This is a genomic window from Yoonia sediminilitoris, assembly GCF_003058085.1.
GTDB lineage: Bacteria > Pseudomonadota > Alphaproteobacteria > Rhodobacterales > Rhodobacteraceae > Yoonia > Yoonia sediminilitoris.
This window is the reverse complement of record NZ_QBUD01000002.1, coordinates 239,601-257,416: the sequence shown is the minus strand read 5'-3', so window position 1 is coordinate 257,416 and position 17,816 is coordinate 239,601. Positions and strand designations below refer to the sequence as shown.

Genomic DNA, 17,816 nt, shown 5'->3' with positions numbered 1-17,816 from the left:
TTTAACCGGACATTAACCTTAGTCACCGATGGTCTGCGCCGAAGGGTTCTGAACAGGCGCGACAATGGGAATGAATTTGTTAGATTTTTTGATGGTTGTGTTGGCAGCCGTTCTTGGCTCCGGTGTATTGATATACGGGCTTCAGTATCTGGAAAGGAGCGACCTGAGAAAACCGCAACGGATACGGCGGCAGGATGGCTGCCCCGTCTTTCTATTTCAGGATCGGCAATTGATTGATGCAACGCCGGAGGCGCTGGCGATGATCACGCCGCATCTGGATCGACATAGCCATTTTGAGGCCACCTTGCATGTCTTGGGGCCACACTTTCCCAAACTTCGCGAGACACTCGCGCGAGACAAAATCGAATATCAGCGCATCAATGATGGCGGTGCAGAAAACTTATGGGTGGATATTCAAAAGTCCGACGGGCTTTTGCGGCTATCCCTTGCAGCACAATCGGAGGACGGCACAAGCGGCGTCACTGATGTGATCGAACGCGACATTCGTATGTCGGAACTCCAGCTTCTGCGCGATTTCACGCAAAATACACCACAGCTGTTCTGGCAGGACGACGAAACAGGCAAATTGATCTGGGCCAATCACGCATACCTGACATTTTGCGACAAGCTTCTTCCTGATCGGCAGGACGAAAATCAGATTTGGCCGAGTGAGCCGCTTTTGCCGGATCTGCATGAATCCGCGATCAGCAAGACACCTTCGATCCGCAGGCTTTCCGTAACGCTGCCCGACCGCAAGGCAGAACAATGGTTCGACGTGACCAGCATGCGGCGGAACGACGGGTTCATCCATTTCGCCAGTGATGCCAATGCCATCGTGCGTGCCGATCAGGAACGTCGCAACTTTGTGCAGACCCTGACCAAGACTTTTGCGCAATTGTCGATCGGCATCGCGATTTTTGACAAACGCCGTCAACTTGCGATGTTTAATCCAGCCCTTTTGGACATGACCGGACTGCCCATTGGCTTGCTAAGCGCGCGCCCCACAGTGGATGCTGTTCTGGACCGGCTCCGCGAGTCCCGCATGCTGCCGGAGCCCAAGGATTATTCATCCTGGCGCGACCAGTTCACGGCGCTGGAGCAAGCCGCCAAAGACGGAAGTTATTCAGAAAACTGGAACCTGCCCGACGGGCAAACCTACCGCGTTACCGGGCGTCCCCACCCGGACGGCGCCATCGCATTTCTGTTTGAAGATATCAGCGCTGAAATCTCGCTCACTCGCAGTTTCCGCAGCGACATCGAAACCGGGCAATCGGTATTGGACTCGCTAGCTGATGCCATTGCGGTATTCTCCAGTCCCGGCACCTTGATGATGTCCAACAAGGCCTACGCCAACCTTTGGGGCCCGGTAAGTGAAGAAAGCGTGCAGCAACATGAAATCCAGCATGCCATGGCCATTTGGCAGGACCGCTGCACACCAACAAAAATGTGGGCGGACCTGCGCCAGTTCATTCAGATCCTTGGGCCACGCACCCCATGGTCTGACACAGCAATCCTTGATGATGGCCGGCAAATCACTTGCGACGCAAGGCCCATCGCAGGGGGCATGACCATGGTGAAATTCACTGTCGGGCTTCAGGCAAATCCAATTCTAAAAAAGCTGACAGAGGCCGACCCGGCAATAAGAGTCGCAAAACGCTGATTTGGGTTGCAGGCGCCGCGCCAGTCCATAGTCTTTGGACATGACGCAAAGCAGCTTTGAAAATGGTCCGCAGGTCCTCGAAAACAATGTGAGGCAGCGGGTTATTGACCAGTTTCTGCGGGATACCGCGTGGGCGGACTGGACAAGGCACCCTTTGGCCGGTGACGCATCCGCGCGGCGCTACCAAAGGCTAGGCACGCGCGACCAATCGGTCATCCTGATGGATGATCCCGTGAATATGGGTGGTGCAACCGAAAGATTTGCAAAGGTGGCCTGGATGCTGACCAGTCAGGGTCTATGCGCCCCCGAAATTCTGGCGCATGCACCGCAAGACGGACTGATGATCATTGGCGATCTTGGTTCAACGGATTTTGCTGAATGGCTTCGGCATCATCCGCAAGATCAAAGCACATTATATCATGCTGCGACCGATGCTCTTATTCAGTTACACCATGGCACCTGTGACTTGAAACTTGCCCACCTGACCCCTGCGGTGGGTGGCGAAATGATCGGGGTGCTTGATCCGTACTACACCCAAACACCGCTTGCAGACCTGACCGAACAATTGATCCTGGCGCTGGAAGAGTACGCACCGACTGCAAAAACCGTGGCACTGCGGGATTTTCACGCCGAAAATCTTATTTGGCGCCCTAACGAGGTGGGCAATCAACGCGTTGGTCTCCTGGATTTTCAAGATGCACTCTATGCGCCAGCGGGCTATGATCTGGCCTCGCTCTTGCGCGATGCACGGCGTGATATTTCCAATGATCTGGCCGAGGAGCTGATCAGCTATTTCATCGCAAACCTTGGGCTTGGCCAGGATTTCCGCGCGCAACTGGCTGTTTTGGGCGTGCAGCGCAACTTGCGCATTTTGGGAATTTTCACGAGGTTGGCGAAACGTGACGGGAAACCGCGGTATCTCGGGCTGCTGCCGCGTGTCTGGTCGCATATTCAAGAAGACCTGAAACACCCTGCACTTCGCACGCTGCAGGAGTGCGTAAATGATACATTGCAGCCACCCACAAAGCCGGTGTCCGCATGAGTTGGCCAATCCTCTTCTTTGCTGCAGGGCTGGGCACGCGAATGGGTGAACTGACCAAAGATAAGCCAAAACCGCTTGTCGAGGTGGCAGGAAGGGCGCTGATCGATCACGCTCTTGGCTTTGCCGAAACGCCCGGCATTGGGCCGCGGGTCGTCAACCTGCATTATAAGGGCGCGATGATCCGTGACCACCTGTCACAAGAGAACGTCCTGTTTTCAGACGAAAGCGAAGCACTTCTGGAAACTGGCGGTGGATTGCGCCACGCGTTGCCGCATCTTGCGCAAAGCCCGGTCATCACCATGAACACAGATGCGGTCTGGAAAGGCCCCAATCCGATTGCACAGGTTATTGCCGCTTGGCGGGATGATATGGAATGTCTGCTCCTGATGGTCCCAAGATCGCAAGTCTCCGGACATTTGGGCGAGGGCGATTTCACAATTGACGACGCTGGAAGGTTGCACCGGGGCAAAGGCGACATCTACTCTGGCGTACAAATAATCCGGACAGAAACGCTGGCTGACATAAAGGAATCGCGCTTTTCAATGAATATTGTCTGGGATCAGGTTGCCGCGCGCGGTGGGCTTTTTGGCGTGCGCTATTCCGGCCAATGGTGCGATGTGGGGCAGCCGTCCAGCATCGCAATTGCACAAAGCATGTTGCATGTTTGATCCCACTGGCAAACCCCGGATTTTTGGCTGCGCGCCCGGCGTGGATTTTGCACAGGCGCTGGTGAACGGCTTGCTGACCCACGGCGCAAACATGTCGCCCGAAGATTGGGCCAGAACCGAAATCTACGTCAACACATCACGGATGCAACGGCGCATCAGGGATGTTTTTGACAAGGGACCCGCCCGCCTGTTGCCCCGGGTGCGTCTGGTTACCGATCTGGCGCTGGACCCTGTGACCATTGATATTCCGCCGCCGGTCTCGCCACTGCGCCGGCGCCTTGAACTGTCACAACTGGTTGCGACGCTGCTGGATCAACAGCCCGACCTTGCCCCGCGATCATCGCTTTATGATCTGTCCGATAGCCTTGCGACCCTGATGGATGAAATGCAGGGCGAAGGCGTCAGCCCCGATCAGGTCGCAGCCATTGATGTATCAAACCATTCCGGCCATTGGGCACGGTCAAAGAACTTCCTGGACATCATCGCGCAGTTTTTTGGCGATACGGCAGAAGCGCCCGACAAGGAGGCACGCCAAAGAGCCGTCATTACTGCCCTCGCAAAACGCTGGGCCAGTCAGCCTCCGGCGCATCCCATTATCGTGGCCGGTTCAACAGGATCGCGCGGGGCGACCGCCTTGTTCATGCAAGCCGTCGCAAAACTGCCGCAAGGGGCGATCATTCTGCCCGGCTATGACTTTGATTTGCCCGGCAACGTCTGGGCTGCAATGGACGACAAGTTGACCGCAGAGGATCACCCGCAATTCCGGTTCAGGCATCTGATGGAACTGATCGGATTTGATCCATCAGATGTCGCCACATGGACGGATGATGCCCCCGCACACCCGGCCCGCAACAAACTGGTTTCATTGTCGTTGCGACCGGCCCCCGTGACCGATCAATGGCTGAAAGAAGGCCCTACGTTGGGCGATCTTGTCACCGCCACCAATAATCTGACCCTGCTTGAAGCCCCGTCACCGCGCGCCGAAGCCGAGACAATTGCACTGCGTCTGCGCCAAGCGGTCGAAGACGGGATCACAGCCGCGCTGATTTCGCCCGACAGGATGCTGACCCGCCAAGTGACCGCCGCTCTGGATCGCTGGGACATCAAACCGGACGACAGCGCAGGCACACCTTTGCAACTGTCACCTCCCGGGCGCATGTTGCGCCATGTGGCTGCGTTGATGGAAACTGTGCTGACCAGTGAAACCTTGCTGACCATACTGAAACATCCGCTATGCCATTCCGAGCGCGAAGACCGGGGTGATCACCTGCGTCACACCCGCGAACTGGAATTGCATTTGCGACGTCATGGGCCCCCTTTCCCGACACGCGACGCGTTGGAAGGTTGGGCCAAGACCGACCCCACCCGACAGGCGTGGGCCAAATGGGTCACGGATACGTTTATTGTGCCGATTGCATCCGAACCAAGGCTGCTTGCACACCACCTTCAAGATCATATCAGCCGCGCTGAAAAAATCTGCGGTGGCCCCGACACCGAGGAGAGCGGAGGCCTTTGGCGCGAGAAGGCGGGCCGCGAGGCTTTGCGCATTTGCAATATGTTGGAACAGGATGCCGACGCCGGTGGCATCTTGGGAAACAGAGACTACTCTGCCCTTTTTGGCGCTGTTTTGTCCCAAGGCGTCGTGCGCGACAGGGATGAAGGTCACCCAAATATCCTGATCTGGGGCACGCTCGAAGCGCGGGTTCACGGTGTTGATCTCACCATTCTTGGCGGCATGAATGATGGTGTCTGGCCAGAAGCACCCCCACCCGACCCATGGTTGAACCGCAAGATGCGGGCAGAGGCGGGATTGCTGCTGCCGGAACGCAGGATCGGGCTTTCTGCGCACGACTACCAACAGGCGGTTGCGGGCAAAGACGTTTGGATCACGCGGTCAAAGCGGTCAGCGGATGCCGAAACCATCCCGTCACGCTGGGTCAATCGTCTGACCAATCTGCTGAACGGATTGCCGGACCAGAACGGACAATTGGCGCTTGGTCAGATGCGCGCGCGCGCAGATCACTGGGCCGCGATGGCCGCCAAACTGTCGTCGCCTGTTCACCAAACGCCACCTGCAAAGCGGCCCTCGCCTTGCCCGCCGATCACGTCGCGTCCGCAAAAGCTGTCCGTCACCCGGATTAAAACGCTCATCCGTGATCCGTTTGCAATTTATGCGCGCAATGTGCTGCGCCTGAATCCACTTGATCCATTGTCGCCCAGCGCCGATGCGCCGTTGCGCGGCATTATCGTGCACAAGATATTGGAGCGGTTTATCAAGGAACAGCGTGACCCGACCGACCCCGCCGCCCTGATGCAGATCGCGCAGGAGGAATTCGACGCGCAATGCCCTTGGCCCACGATCCGTGCCCAATGGATCGCGCGAATGGAGCGGTCTGTTGACAAATTTCTTGCTGATGAACAGGACAGGCAAGCGCAGGCTGTCACATGCAACACCGAAAGTTGGGGTGAAATTGGCGTGAACCAGACCGGAGTCACCCTGACCTGCAAAGCTGACCGGATTGATCTGAGCGCCGAGGGCGAGGCGCTGATCTATGACTACAAGACCGGCACTGTCCCGTCAGCACCGCAACAGGAGAAGTTTGACAAGCAACTGCTGCTGGAAGCCGCGATGGTGACTTTTGGTGCCTTCAAGACCATTGGCCCCAAACCCGTGAAATCGGCCACATTTATTGGCGTCAACACAACGATGAAAAACAGTGCGGCACCACTCAAGAAACAACCGGTTGATCAGGTTTGGGCCGAGTTAGACACACTTTTTGCCAATTGGCAGCGCCTTGACCGGGGGTACACCGCGCGTCTTGCGCTGTTTCTCAAGAATGACATCAGCCCCTATGATCACTTGTCGCGATTTGGCGAATGGGACACCAGTGATGACCCCGCGCCAGTGGTGCTGACATGATCCGCGATGCCGCATCGCAACGGCAGGTAGATGCCGCTGACCCCGTTAGCTCGACTTGGCTTTCGGCCAATGCGGGGTCAGGCAAAACGCGAGTTTTGACCGACAGGGTTGCCCGCTTGCTGTTGCAGGGGGTCGCCCCACAAAACATCCTGTGCCTGACCTATACCAAAGCCGCCGCGACCGAGATGCAGAACCGCCTGTTCAAAACGCTGGGCAAATGGGCGATGCGCAGCAATGATATGTTGCGCGATGATCTGGCCAATCTGGGTTTGGAACGGTCCATCACCGCAGCCGATCTGGGCAATGCACGGACCCTGTTTGCCCGTGCCATCGAAACGCCCGGTGGTCTGAAAATTCAGACGATCCACTCGTTTTGCGCCAGTGTCCTACGGCGTTTCCCATTGGAAGCAGAGGTCAGCCCGCAATTCAGAGAGATGGAAGATCGCGCGGCAGAACTGCTGCGAGCCGAGGTTGTAGACCAGTTGATAGATGGCCCCGATGCGGCTGTCGTGCGTGATCTTCTGGCGCATTTCACCGGCGATGATCTGGCCAGATTGACCGCTGAGGTCGCCCGCAAGCAAGACCAGCTTTCAACGCAGGCAAGCGGCGAAGTGATCAAAACATCGCTTGGGCTGGCCCCCGATGCGACACGCGAAGACGCGCTTGGGCTTGCCTTTCAGGGGGACGAAGCAGAGATCGCCAAGGAGGTGGCAGAAGCCTTTTCGACGCAATCGGCCACCTACAAGAAGTTTGCGCAAACCTTGTCGCAACTTGACTACAAAAATCCCGATTGGGCCGGGTTAGAGACGCTTTTTGGTCTTTTCCTCTATTCCGGGACCTGTAATTCCAAGTCCGTGAATTTTCCGCAAAGCAATCACACAAAAGCGGTTGAAGCACTCGACCCGATTGCCGATGCGGTTCATGACTGGATGGATCGCACCGCTGCTGCGCGCGCGCATCTTTGGGCGATGGATGCGGCGGACAAGACCTTGGCGCTTTATGCGTTTGCTGCCAAATTCATCCCCGCCTATGCCGCCCGCAAACAAGCCATGGGCGCACTGGATTTTGATGATCTGATCCGCAAGACAAAGGCGCTCTTGACCGACCGCAGCGTTGCGGAATGGGTGCTGTTCCGGCTTGATGGCGGCACCGACCATATTCTGGTGGATGAGGCGCAAGACACAAACCCCGACCAGTGGGACGTGATACGCCTGCTGGCCGAGGAATTCCTGTCCGGCGAAGGCGCGCGCGCTGACCGTGATCGCACCTTGTTTGTCGTGGGTGACAAAAAGCAGTCGATCTATTCTTTCCAAGGCGCGGACCCTGCAGCGTTTGACCGGATGCAGGATCATTTCAATGCCGCCCATACCGCTGTCGAAAAGCCATTCAACATTACATCGCTGGATCATTCGTTTCGGTCCTCACAGGCTATTCTGTCTGTGGTTGACGAGACCTTTGTCCGCGAACGTGCCGCTGGCATGGATGACAGCCTGACGCATATTGCCTTCAAGGAAAACATGCCCGGCCGTGTGGATCTTTGGCCCGTCATCGAACCATCCAAAACCGATGATACCGGCAATTGGTACGACCCCGTCGATGCGCCCAGCGCGACGGACCATACCGTTTTGATGGCCAAGCGGGTGGCGGACCAGATCAAACATATGATCGCGCATGAAACGATCCCCGTCGAAGTCGAAAATAGCGGCCACTACAAACGCCGGAAGATCACCGAAGGCGATGTGCTGATCCTTGTGCAACGCCGGTCCGAGCTTTTTTCCGAAATCATCCGCGCGTGCAAGAATGCCGGGCTGCATATCGCTGGGGCCGACCGTTTGCGCGTGGGCGCAGAACTTGCCGTCAAAGATCTGGTTGCCTTGTTGAATTTTCTGGCACTGCCCGAGGATGACCTATCGCTCGCCAGTGCGCTGCGCTCGCCGTTGTTTGGCTGGTCAGAGCAGGACTTGTTCACCCTGTCCCATCAGCGAAAAGGGTACCTTTGGATTGCGCTGCGCGACGCTGACTATCCTCAAACCTTGGCGGTTTTGCGTGATCTTCTGGATAAAGCTGATTTCCTGCGTCCTTTCGACCTGATTGAACGCATCCTGACCCGCCATGACGGCCGCCGCAATTTGTTGGCACGTTTGGGCCAAGAGGCGGAAGACGGGATTGATGCATTGCTAAGTCAGGCGCTGGCTTACGAAAGCAACGGTGTACCCAGCCTGACCGGGTTTCTGACATGGATGGAAACGGACGATCTTGAAGTGAAGCGCCAGATGGACAGCCAAGGCGATCGTATCAGGGTGATGACTGTGCATGGGTCAAAGGGGCTTGAGGCGCCTATTGTCATTCTACCTGACACGGCCAAACGCGAAATTCGGGTGAATGACGAACTTTTTGCCGCAGACGGCACGCTTGTCTGGAAAACGCCCAAGGCACAATCAGCGCCCGCGATGCTGGCCCTTTATGATTCCTTTGTCGCCAGACAGGCGCGCGAACGGCTGCGCCTTTTGTATGTTGCGATGACACGGGCAGAGAAATGGCTCATCGTCGGGGCCGCTGGCGATGTCGGCGAGGGCGACGCAAGCTGGTACAATATCATCGCCGATGGCATGCGCCAAAGGGGCGATTACGATGTGATCTCTGGCGGGCTTGAAACCAAGCGCGTATCATATGGTGACTGGGACGGGCTTGTTGAAACCCACGCCGAAAAAGCGCCTGTCGTTGATGTACCAATGCCCGCATTTGGGCCAACGCCACTTTCTGAAATCTCCAAAACGATATCGCCATCACAAGTGAACGGCGCCAAGACGCTTCCCGGTGAGTTGGCCGACGAAGATGAAGAGGACGCCAAAGAGCGCGGCACAATGATCCACCGGCTGCTGGAGCATTTACCGATGGTCTCGCCGCAGGATCGGGTCTCACTTGGTCACAAACTGGTTGGGGCACACCATGCCGCACTTGTCCCCATGATGATCGATCTGCTGGACAGCCCTTCACTAGCGCATCTTTGGACACCAGGTGCGTTGACCGAAGTGGATATCACCGCTGACATTCCGGGGTTGGGGCGGATTCATGGCGCGATTGACAGGTTGATCATTGAAGATGGCCGGATATTGGCCATTGACTATAAATCAAACCGCATTGTCCCTGATACGCCGGAAAGGACTCCCGCAGGTTTGCTGGGGCAAATGGCGATTTATCAAGCCGCATTGGAACAGATTTATCCTGACAAGGATGTTCAGGCTGTAATTCTTTGGACACAAAGCGCGGAACTGATGCTGTTGCCCGCGTCTTTGCTTCACGATGCACTGAGTGTTGTTACGATCGCTTGACCCCGGACCGGACCAACCTTACTTTCGCATCTCAATCATTTTCGCCAAGGAGTATTACCAATGGCAACCGTAGCTGTAACCGATGCAACCTTTGACGCCGAAGTGCGCCAGTCCGATATCCCTGTTGTTGTGGATTTCTGGGCAGAATGGTGCGGACCCTGCAAACAAATCGGCCCGGCATTGGAAGAGCTTTCCGCCGAATACGAAGGCAAAGTGAAGATCGTCAAAGTAAATGTTGACGAAAACCCGAATTCGCCAGCTCAACTGGGCGTGCGCGGCATTCCGGCACTGTTCATGTTCAAGGACGGCGAAGTCATTTCAAACAAGACCGGCGCAGCGCCCAAGGCGGCGCTTCAGGGCTGGATCGACGAATCCGCCTAAGACCGATCACATCACAATCAAAAGGGCGCCCGTTTCAGCGCCCTTTTTTGTTGCATGAACCCATGATGGACTGATCAATAGGGCGCGGGGTTGTTTGCCCGTGTCACGCCCGCCATATAGGCAGAACACACAGCAGGAGCAGACAATGGCAAACGAAGAATTCCCCGGCTGGCATGGCACAACGATCATTGGCGTGCGCAAAGGTGGTAAAGTCGTTATCGCCGGTGACGGGCAGGTCAGTCTTGGCCAAACTGTGATCAAGGGTACTGCCCGCAAGGTCCGTCGTTTGTCACCGGGCGGTCAGGATGTGATAGCCGGGTTTGCCGGATCAACCGCCGACGCTTTCACGCTGCTGGAACGGCTGGAAAAAAAGCTTGAGGCAACACCGGGCCAGTTGGCCCGCGCTTCGGTTGAACTGGCCAAGGACTGGCGCACTGACAAATATCTCCAAAAGCTCGAGGCGATGCTGATTGTCAGCGACGGCAAGGAATTGTTTGTCATCACAGGGGCAGGCGACGTGCTGGAACCTGAACATGACATTGCAGCGATCGGGTCGGGCGGAAACTATGCACTTGCGGCCGGTCGGGCCATGATGGAAACGGATTTGGGTGCCGAAAAGGTGGCCCGCCGTGCAATGGCAATCGCCGCAGACATTTGTGTTTACACAAACGGGAACCTGACCGTCGAAACAATCGGCTAGGCCAGCCGATTTCAACGGGCCCCTTGGACTTGGCCCCCGCAGCCCATAGGTTCTGCACCATGATTGAACGCGATGATCTGAAAGCAGCGGTAAGCAGCGGCCTCTTGTCAGAAAAACAGGCGGCTGGCCTGATCAGCTTTGCCGACAGCAGGCGTGGCGCGCGCGAAAATCTGGCCATCGGCGACGAACCTTTTGAACTGTTCAAAGGCTTCAACGAAATTTTCATCGTCATCGGCCTGATTATTCTGGCCTCCGGCTGGTACGGGGTGACCGGACTTGCTGTCGGCACCGAGATCATGAACATCCAGCAATATGCCTCCAGCGTAAGCCTTATCAGCGCCGCTGTTATCTGGGCCTTGTCCGAATATTTCATCCGTTACCGGCGTATGGTGGCTCCCGCGATCATGCTGTCGATCATGTTTGCGGGCAATGCCGCCTTTGGGTTTATTGCCTATATGGCCGAACCATTCATGGTCGCGCAGAATGATCTAACCAGCATTCCCCCTGCACTTCTGGCTGCAACGGTGGCACTTGCCGTTTTTTGGTGGCGCTTTCGCGTGCCTTTCGCGATGGCGATGATCGCGATCGGGCTGTTCATTACAGCCACGATGTTTACTGCGGCCCGCGGCGGCAAGATCGAGGACATCCGCGACTTCTTTCTTTTGTCCGCGGGTGGCCCCTTTGCATGGATCACGCTGGCACTGGGTGTTCTGGTTTTCATCGTCGCAATGCTGTTCGACATGAGCGACCCGCACCGCGTTACCCGCCGGTCCGCCAATGGCTTTTGGCTGCATGTGGTCGCGGCACCCGCCCTGATGAATACAATCGCGCTATCGCTGATGGACCGTGATGCAACCGCCTTGTTGCTGGCTATCCTTGGTCTGTTTGCCGTTGTCGCCATCATCATTGACCGCCGGTCGTTCCTGATTACCGCAATTGGCTATGTGGTTGCGCTGACCAACACCGTTTTTGACAACAATAGCACCGCCATGACCGTACTGATCCTTGGCATCGTGCTGCTGTTGCTGGGCGCGTTCTGGGAACGTATTCGCGCTGTTATCCTTCGCCTTTTTGGCGGCTTCCTTCCCCTGGACCGCTTACCCCCTTCGCACGCTTAAGGACTGAAATGACTGACCTGACCCCACGTGAAATCGTATCTGAACTTGATCGCTTTATCATCGGCCAAAAGGACGCCAAACGCGCCGTCGCCGTTGCCCTGCGTAACCGCTGGCGGCGCAAGCAGCTGGGCGATGACCTGCGCGATGAGGTGTATCCCAAAAATATCCTGATGATCGGACCCACCGGTGTGGGCAAAACCGAAATCAGCCGACGTCTGGCGAAACTGGCGCGTGCGCCGTTCCTCAAGGTCGAGGCCACGAAATTCACCGAGGTCGGCTATGTCGGTCGCGACGTAGAGCAGATCATCCGCGATCTGGTCGATACCGCCATTCTGGATACCCGCGAACATATGCGCGAGGATGTCAAAGCCAAAGCCTATGCAGCCGCAGAAGAGCGGGTGATTACCGCCGTCGCCGGCACCGATGCCCGTGAGGGCACACGCGAGATGTTTCGCAAGAAACTGAAAGCGGGCGAGCTGGATAACACCATTATCGAGCTTGAACTGTCCGACACATCCAACCCTATGGGCGGTTTCGAAATCCCCGGCCAACCCGGCAGCATGGGCGGCATGATGAACCTTGGTGATCTGTTCGGCAAAGCCATTGGCGGGCGCACCGTCAAGAAAAAGATGACCGTTGCCGACAGTTATGAGGCCCTGATTGCCGACGAAGCGGACAAACTGCTGGACGATGAAACCGTCACCAAGGCCGCACTTGAAACGGTTGAACAAAACGGCATCGTGTTTCTGGATGAGATCGACAAGGTTTGCGCCCGTGCCGACGCGCGCGGGGCGGATGTATCGCGTGAAGGGGTGCAGCGCGACTTGCTGCCCCTGATCGAAGGGACCACAGTGTCTACCAAGCACGGGCCGATCAAGACCGATCATATCCTGTTCATCGCATCAGGCGCCTTTCATGTGGCGAAACCGTCCGACCTGTTGCCTGAATTGCAGGGGCGCTTGCCAATCCGGGTTGAGTTACGCGCCCTGACCGAAGATGATTTCGTGCGCATCCTGACAGAAACCGACAACGCGCTGACCCTGCAATATTCGGCTCTGATGCAAACAGAGGACGTAGCCGTTACCTTTGCCGAAGACGGCATCAAAGCTCTTGCGAAAATCGCCGCCGAAGTGAATGAAGCCGTTGAAAACATCGGGGCGCGCAGGCTTTACACCGTGATCGAGCGGGTTTTCGAGGATCTTTCCTTCAATGCCCCTGACCGCGCAGGCGATACCATCACCATCGATGGCCCCTTTGTCGAAGAACATCTGGGTGAGCTTTCGCGATCAACCGACCTGAGCCGCTACGTACTTTAGGGCCTTTACATCGCCGCCTTTCGGATCATGAAGGGCGGATGAAATCGTATCTGACATTCGTCCGTGAAAACGCGCCTTTTCTGGGGGCAGGTGCCCTGTTGATGATGCTGTCCAGCTTTGGGCAGACGTCATTCATTTCGATTTTTGGGGGGGATATTCGCACCGAATTTGGGCTCACCAACGGTGAATGGGGTATCATCTATATGATTGGCACAACACTCTCCGCAGCGATCATGCTGGCAGTGGGCGGGGTTGTTGACAGGTTCCGCGTGCGTGTAGTGGGGATTGTCGTTGTCCTTTTGCTTGCTCTGGCGTGCCTGGGCATGGCCTTTAACGTTTATGCTGCGGCGTTGCCGTTCGTCATTCTGTCACTGCGGTTTTTCGGACAAGGGATGAGCTATCACGCATCCGTGGTTGCACTCAGCCGCTGGTTTATCGCGACCCGCGGCCGCGCTTTGGCCACGGCCTCGGTCGGATATATGGCCGCGGAAGCGACTTTGCCGCTCACGTTTGTCTGGCTGAAGGGATATTTCGCGTGGAAAACGCTTTGGATAGGCTGCGCGATTTTCGCTGTCATGATGACCCCCGTTCTTTACCGGCTTTTGCGGCTGGAGCGCACACCACAAGCTGTTTCAGCGGAAAACGATGCATTTGGCATGGATGGCCGACATTGGACGCGGGGCGATGCGCTCCTTCATCCGCTGTTTTGGGCCTTGATCCCCGCTATCACGCTGTCCCCTGCATTCGTGACCGCTTTTTGGTTTCATCAGGTCCATTTTGCCGCCCTCAAGGGATGGGAACATCTGACACTTGTTGCCGTCTTTCCGGTGGGCACAATCACCGTCGTGATCTTTACGTTCGTCTATGGCAACGCGATCGACAAGTTCGGGGCCGGGCGGTTGTTCCCGTTTTTCCTCCTCCCGCTTGTGATCGCGTTCACCCTGCATTGGTACGCACCCAGCGTCGCGTGGTCTGCAGCGGGCGTGATGTTCATGGGGATGGCCGGGGGCGGCATGGCGACGTTGCCTGCTGCAATCTGGGCCACCTATTATGGAACCCGAAACCTTGGATCGATCAAATCCGTTGTCGCCGCGTTGATGGTTCTGGGTTCTGCAATCGGGCCGGGTCTGTCCGGCTGGCTGATTGATGTCGGCATAGATTTCGACGTGCAGATGCTGGCCTATGCGGCATCGTTCCTGTTTGCATCAGTTGTCTGCGTGATCCCGCTCAGACTGGCTGCCGCGCGGCTACCGGCTGCGGCGTAGATAGACGTAGTAGGCCCCGTGCCCGCCGTGCCGTAAATGGGCAGGCGTGACTTGCAGGATCGCCTGATTCATCGGCGGCAACGCCAGCCATTGCGGGACCTGATGGCGCAAGACGCCATGACGGGTTGGGATTGGACCGCCCTCATCACGGTCTTTGCCCTTGCCGGTAATCACCAAAACCAAGCGACGGCCCATGGCGTGCGAGCCCATGATAAAGCGGATCAACTCCGGATGTGCCTCTGACATTGTCATGCCATGAAGGTCGATCCGCGCCTCGGGTTTCAACTTGCCACGCTTCATCTTGCCAAATGATTTGTTGTCCATATTGACCGGCGCGCGCGTCAGCCGGTCTGTGATATTTGGCAATATGTCGTGGGCGCGGCGCAGGTCCGCTTTTTGTCCAACCGAGAAATCGGGAACCGGGTCTTTCGGCTTACTGGCTTTGGCTGGTTTGACAGGGTTTGGTGGTATGTCGGGCCGCTTTGGGTCCATCGGTTTGGTCCGTTCGGCGACACGGTCCCACAGCGCCTTTTCCTCGGCAGAGAGATGACGGGGACGGCGCATTCAGATACCGGCAACAACACGTTGCGCCATGGTCGTTGGCAACAGCACAACCATGCGACCGGGGTCTTTGATCTGGCCCGCCTGTTTGCCCGCATCTATGCCGGTGCCAAAGAATATGTCAGCCCGCTGCGCCCCTTTGATCGCCGACCCGGTATCCTGGGCGATCATCAGGCGGTTCATCGGCACGGCGCCCTGTTTTTCGATCCAGACAGGGGACCCCAAAGTGACAAAAGCCGGATCGACCGCAATCGACCGAAACGGCGTGATTGACCGGTTCATCGCACCCAATGGGCCACGTTCGGCGGGCACTTCACTGACCTCCCGAAAGAACACATAACTTTCGTTTTCCCACAAAAGCTCGCGCCCAGCGCGGCGGTTCTTGCGCACCCAATGGCGAATAACGGGGGCAGAGACCTGATGAATCTCAAATTCACCCCGATCCACCAACGCCATCCCGATCGAGGAATAATCGCGCCCGTTCTTGCCGCCGTATCCCACACGCATCATCGATCCGTCCGGCAGAGAAATGCGGCCAGACCCCTGCACTTGCAAAAAGAACAGATCAACAGGGTCGGTCAGCCATGCCAGCTCCAGCCCCTTGCCCGCAAGCGGCTGATCCTCGTCAATTTCGCGGCGGGTGAAATAGGGCTGGCCAGGTTCAAGATCGTCCGGCACCCCATAGATCGGGAACTGATAGCCGTCACCGCGTACGCGCGATCCGGGCAATTCCGGTTCAAAGTACCCTGTGAACAACATCGGATCGCCGTCTTCGATCAGAACAGGACGAAAGAATTTTTCAAAAAAGTCGCGCGGCTCGGGGCCAGTCTTGGCCAGATTGCAGATCACTTCCCACTGGATATCGCGCAGATCACCGCAGGTATTGACGAAAACGTCCAAGGCGGCCTGATGGTCATCGTCAGGCCAGCCATTCAACTCATCAAAAGACAGTTGGGTATATGTTGGTTCGGCCATAGTCGCGCCTGCCAGCGTCACAGAGAGATAAATACCACCGAACCAACTTGCGATCATTCGCCCGTGGCAACAAGTCGCCAGTTGGGATCTTCGGAATTCATCTGGCGCATGAAGGTCCATGTGTCCTTCATACGTTTGATCTCTTTCTCGCTACCCTCGACGATATCGCCCGCATTGTCGCGCACGACGGATGTGATCTCGGATTTGAACCTGACGGTAATCTCGCCCTCGGTCGTTGCCTCGTCAAATTCGGCGGCAACAAGGGTCATGTCACTGATGCCAATGAACTTTGCCTCGACCGTCAGACCCTTTTGCTGGCGATCGTCCACAACGGATGCAAAAGCCTCGTAAACGTCTTCGGACAGGAAGGGCACGACATCGTCAAGATCGCCGTTTTCAAAGGCCATCAAGATCATTTCATAGGCGCCGCGCGCGCCACCCAGAAAATCACTGACATTAAACGAAGGATCAACGCGCTTCATCGAAGAAAGCGCCTTGGCTGCAACGGAATCTTCGTCAACGTGATCTGTGATATCCAGATCAGGGCCACCTTCGATGACGTCAAATTCAGGTTTGCCCCGGCGTTCTTCCGTGGGCCGGGTCACGGCTGGTTTTTCATACCCTTCACGCGTTCCAAGCACGCCACGCAGGCGCAGGATTAAGAAAACAGCGATGCCTGCAAGCACCAAAAGCTGGATAATCGGAGAGTTCATCAGGACCTCGTTTCAGGGAAAGGCATAGTATTTACCCAATCGTATCTTATGTAGGTCACGGGTAGGGCTGAGTCCACCTTACGCCGGCACAACTTACGAAAGGCTATCATTATGTGGCTACTCATTGCTTTTATCGCAATACCGATGATCGAAATTGCCCTGTTTATTCAGGTCGGCGGCGTGATCGGGCTTGGCTGGACACTTCTTATCGTGCTGATGACGGCAATTGCGGGGTCGTATCTGGTGCGGCATCAAGGTTTGCGAGAGTTAGGCAACCTGCAAAGTTCTTTTTCAGAGATGCGCGACCCGACCGAACCGTTGGCAAACGGTGCCATGATCCTTGTGGCAGGCGCACTTTTGCTCACGCCCGGGTTTTTCACTGATATCGTCGGTCTTTCCTTGCTGGTTCCCGCCGTGCGGCGCGCAGCGTTCAAATGGGTGCGCAGCCGTGTTAAGGTTGCCCGTTTTGAAATGGGCCCCGGCCCTGCGCAAGAACCAGAACCGCAGGATCATGTTATTGACGGCGAATTCGAGGACGTGACCCAAACAAAAAAGCCAACACATAAACCTTCGCAATGGACGCGCCATTGAGGGTTATTGTTAAGGCTGTTAGGTAAGCGCCAACATTATTCAAACGGAGCCCTTAACAATGTCCGATACCCCCGAAAACGGTGCAGCACCTGCGCAGCCACAAGTCGTCAGCCGCGTTCTGGCCCAGTACATCCGCGATATGTCATTTGAAAACATTCTGGCCCAGAAAGGGGTCGCAGGTGACGCGCAGCCCGAAATTCAGGTGCAGGTCAATCTGGATGCACGCAAGCGGACAACCGAACACCAGTACGAAATCATCACAAAGCTGAACATCACCAGCAAGACAAAGGACAAGGGCGAACCGCTTTTCGTTCTGGAGATCGAATATGCAGGCGTGTTCCACGTTGAAGGGGTACCCGAAGAACAGATGCACCCCTATCTTTTGATCGAATGCCCGCGCATCACTTTCCCGTTCCTGCGCCGTATCGTCAGCGACGTGACGCGCGATGGTGGCTTCCCGCCGCTGAACCTTGAAACGATTGATTTCATGGCACTTTACCGCAGCGAATTGGCCCGCCGTGCCGAATCTGAAAAAGCGAAAGCCCCAACAGAGGCCAGCACAAATAACTAAGGC

15 protein-coding genes are annotated in these 17,816 nt (G+C 56.5%); 12 read left to right on the top strand and 3 right to left on the bottom strand.

All coding sequences use genetic code 11. The features are described from left to right. Nucleotides 1-70 precede the first annotated feature (70 nt). From C8N45_RS06155 to C8N45_RS06110, 10 genes are all read left to right on the top strand, one after another. On the top strand, nt 71-1,660 hold the full coding sequence (locus tag C8N45_RS06155) for a PAS-domain containing protein (RefSeq protein WP_245882570.1): 1,590 nt from the start codon (nt 71-73) through the stop codon (nt 1,658-1,660). 40 nt (nt 1,661-1,700) lie between these two features. After that, complete coding sequence (locus C8N45_RS06150; RefSeq protein WP_108385362.1) at nt 1,701-2,702, top strand: aminoglycoside phosphotransferase family protein; 1,002 nt, start codon at nt 1,701-1,703, stop codon at nt 2,700-2,702. Then, complete coding sequence (locus tag C8N45_RS06145; RefSeq protein WP_108385361.1) at nt 2,699-3,370, top strand: nucleotidyltransferase family protein; 672 nt, start codon at nt 2,699-2,701, stop codon at nt 3,368-3,370. Before C8N45_RS06150 ends, C8N45_RS06145 begins: the two co-directional genes overlap by 4 nt. Next, nucleotides 3,363-6,290, top strand: coding sequence for a double-strand break repair protein AddB (addB, locus tag C8N45_RS06140; RefSeq protein ID WP_108385360.1), 2,928 nt, complete (start codon nt 3,363-3,365; stop codon nt 6,288-6,290). The genes C8N45_RS06145 and addB overlap by 8 nt, the downstream gene beginning before the upstream one ends. Next, on the top strand, nt 6,287-9,622 hold the full coding sequence (gene addA / locus C8N45_RS06135) for a double-strand break repair helicase AddA (RefSeq protein WP_108385359.1): 3,336 nt from the start codon (nt 6,287-6,289) through the stop codon (nt 9,620-9,622). Before addB ends, addA begins: the two co-directional genes overlap by 4 nt. Before the next feature lie 60 nt (nt 9,623-9,682). Next, a complete protein-coding gene (trxA, locus tag C8N45_RS06130; protein WP_108385358.1) occupies nt 9,683-10,003 on the top strand; it encodes a thioredoxin in 321 nt (106 codons plus the stop codon). Between the two features lie 145 nt (nt 10,004-10,148). Continuing rightward, a complete protein-coding gene (gene hslV, locus C8N45_RS06125) occupies nt 10,149-10,703 on the top strand; it encodes an ATP-dependent protease subunit HslV (RefSeq protein ID WP_108385750.1) in 555 nt (184 codons plus the stop codon). A gap of 59 nt (nt 10,704-10,762) precedes the next feature. Next, a complete protein-coding gene (locus C8N45_RS06120) occupies nt 10,763-11,821 on the top strand; it encodes a hypothetical protein (RefSeq protein ID WP_108385357.1) in 1,059 nt (352 codons plus the stop codon). A gap of 8 nt (nt 11,822-11,829) precedes the next feature. Next, the gene (gene hslU, locus C8N45_RS06115; RefSeq protein WP_108385356.1) at nt 11,830-13,137 is read left to right on the top strand and encodes an ATP-dependent protease ATPase subunit HslU; all 1,308 of its coding nucleotides are present in this window, start codon (nt 11,830-11,832) and stop codon (nt 13,135-13,137) included. A gap of 38 nt (nt 13,138-13,175) precedes the next feature. Next, nucleotides 13,176-14,402 carry an MFS transporter gene (locus tag C8N45_RS06110; protein WP_108385355.1) on the top strand — a complete coding sequence of 409 codons (1,227 nt, stop codon included), beginning with the start codon at nt 13,176-13,178 and terminating at the stop codon, nt 14,400-14,402. Here the strand turns inward: C8N45_RS06110 and C8N45_RS06105 are convergent. Genes C8N45_RS06105 through C8N45_RS06095 form a run of 3 tightly spaced genes read right to left on the bottom strand, consistent with a single transcriptional unit; the run spans nt 14,385 to nt 16,651 of the window. After that, nucleotides 14,385-14,966, bottom strand: a complete 582-nt coding sequence (locus C8N45_RS06105) for a Smr/MutS family protein (RefSeq protein WP_108385354.1) — start codon at nt 14,964-14,966, stop codon at nt 14,385-14,387. The two genes, C8N45_RS06110 and C8N45_RS06105, sit on opposite strands and share 18 nt — an antisense overlap. Beyond that, nucleotides 14,967-15,938: a murein transglycosylase A gene (mltA, locus tag C8N45_RS06100; protein WP_108385749.1), complete on the bottom strand. Its 972-nt coding sequence runs from the start codon at nt 15,936-15,938 to the stop codon at nt 14,967-14,969. Nucleotides 15,939-15,991: 53 nt separating this feature from the next. Next, a complete protein-coding gene (locus C8N45_RS06095; protein ID WP_108385353.1) occupies nt 15,992-16,651 on the bottom strand; it encodes a Tim44/TimA family putative adaptor protein in 660 nt (219 codons plus the stop codon). A gap of 111 nt (nt 16,652-16,762) precedes the next feature. On the opposite strand from C8N45_RS06095, the gene C8N45_RS06090 reads away from it, so the two are divergent. Further along, nucleotides 16,763-17,242: an FxsA family protein gene (locus C8N45_RS06090; protein WP_108385352.1), complete on the top strand. Its 480-nt coding sequence runs from the start codon at nt 16,763-16,765 to the stop codon at nt 17,240-17,242. Between the two features lie 58 nt (nt 17,243-17,300). Continuing rightward, nucleotides 17,301-17,813: a protein-export chaperone SecB gene (gene secB, locus C8N45_RS06085; RefSeq protein ID WP_108385351.1), complete on the top strand. Its 513-nt coding sequence runs from the start codon at nt 17,301-17,303 to the stop codon at nt 17,811-17,813. Nucleotides 17,814-17,816 lie beyond the last annotated feature (3 nt).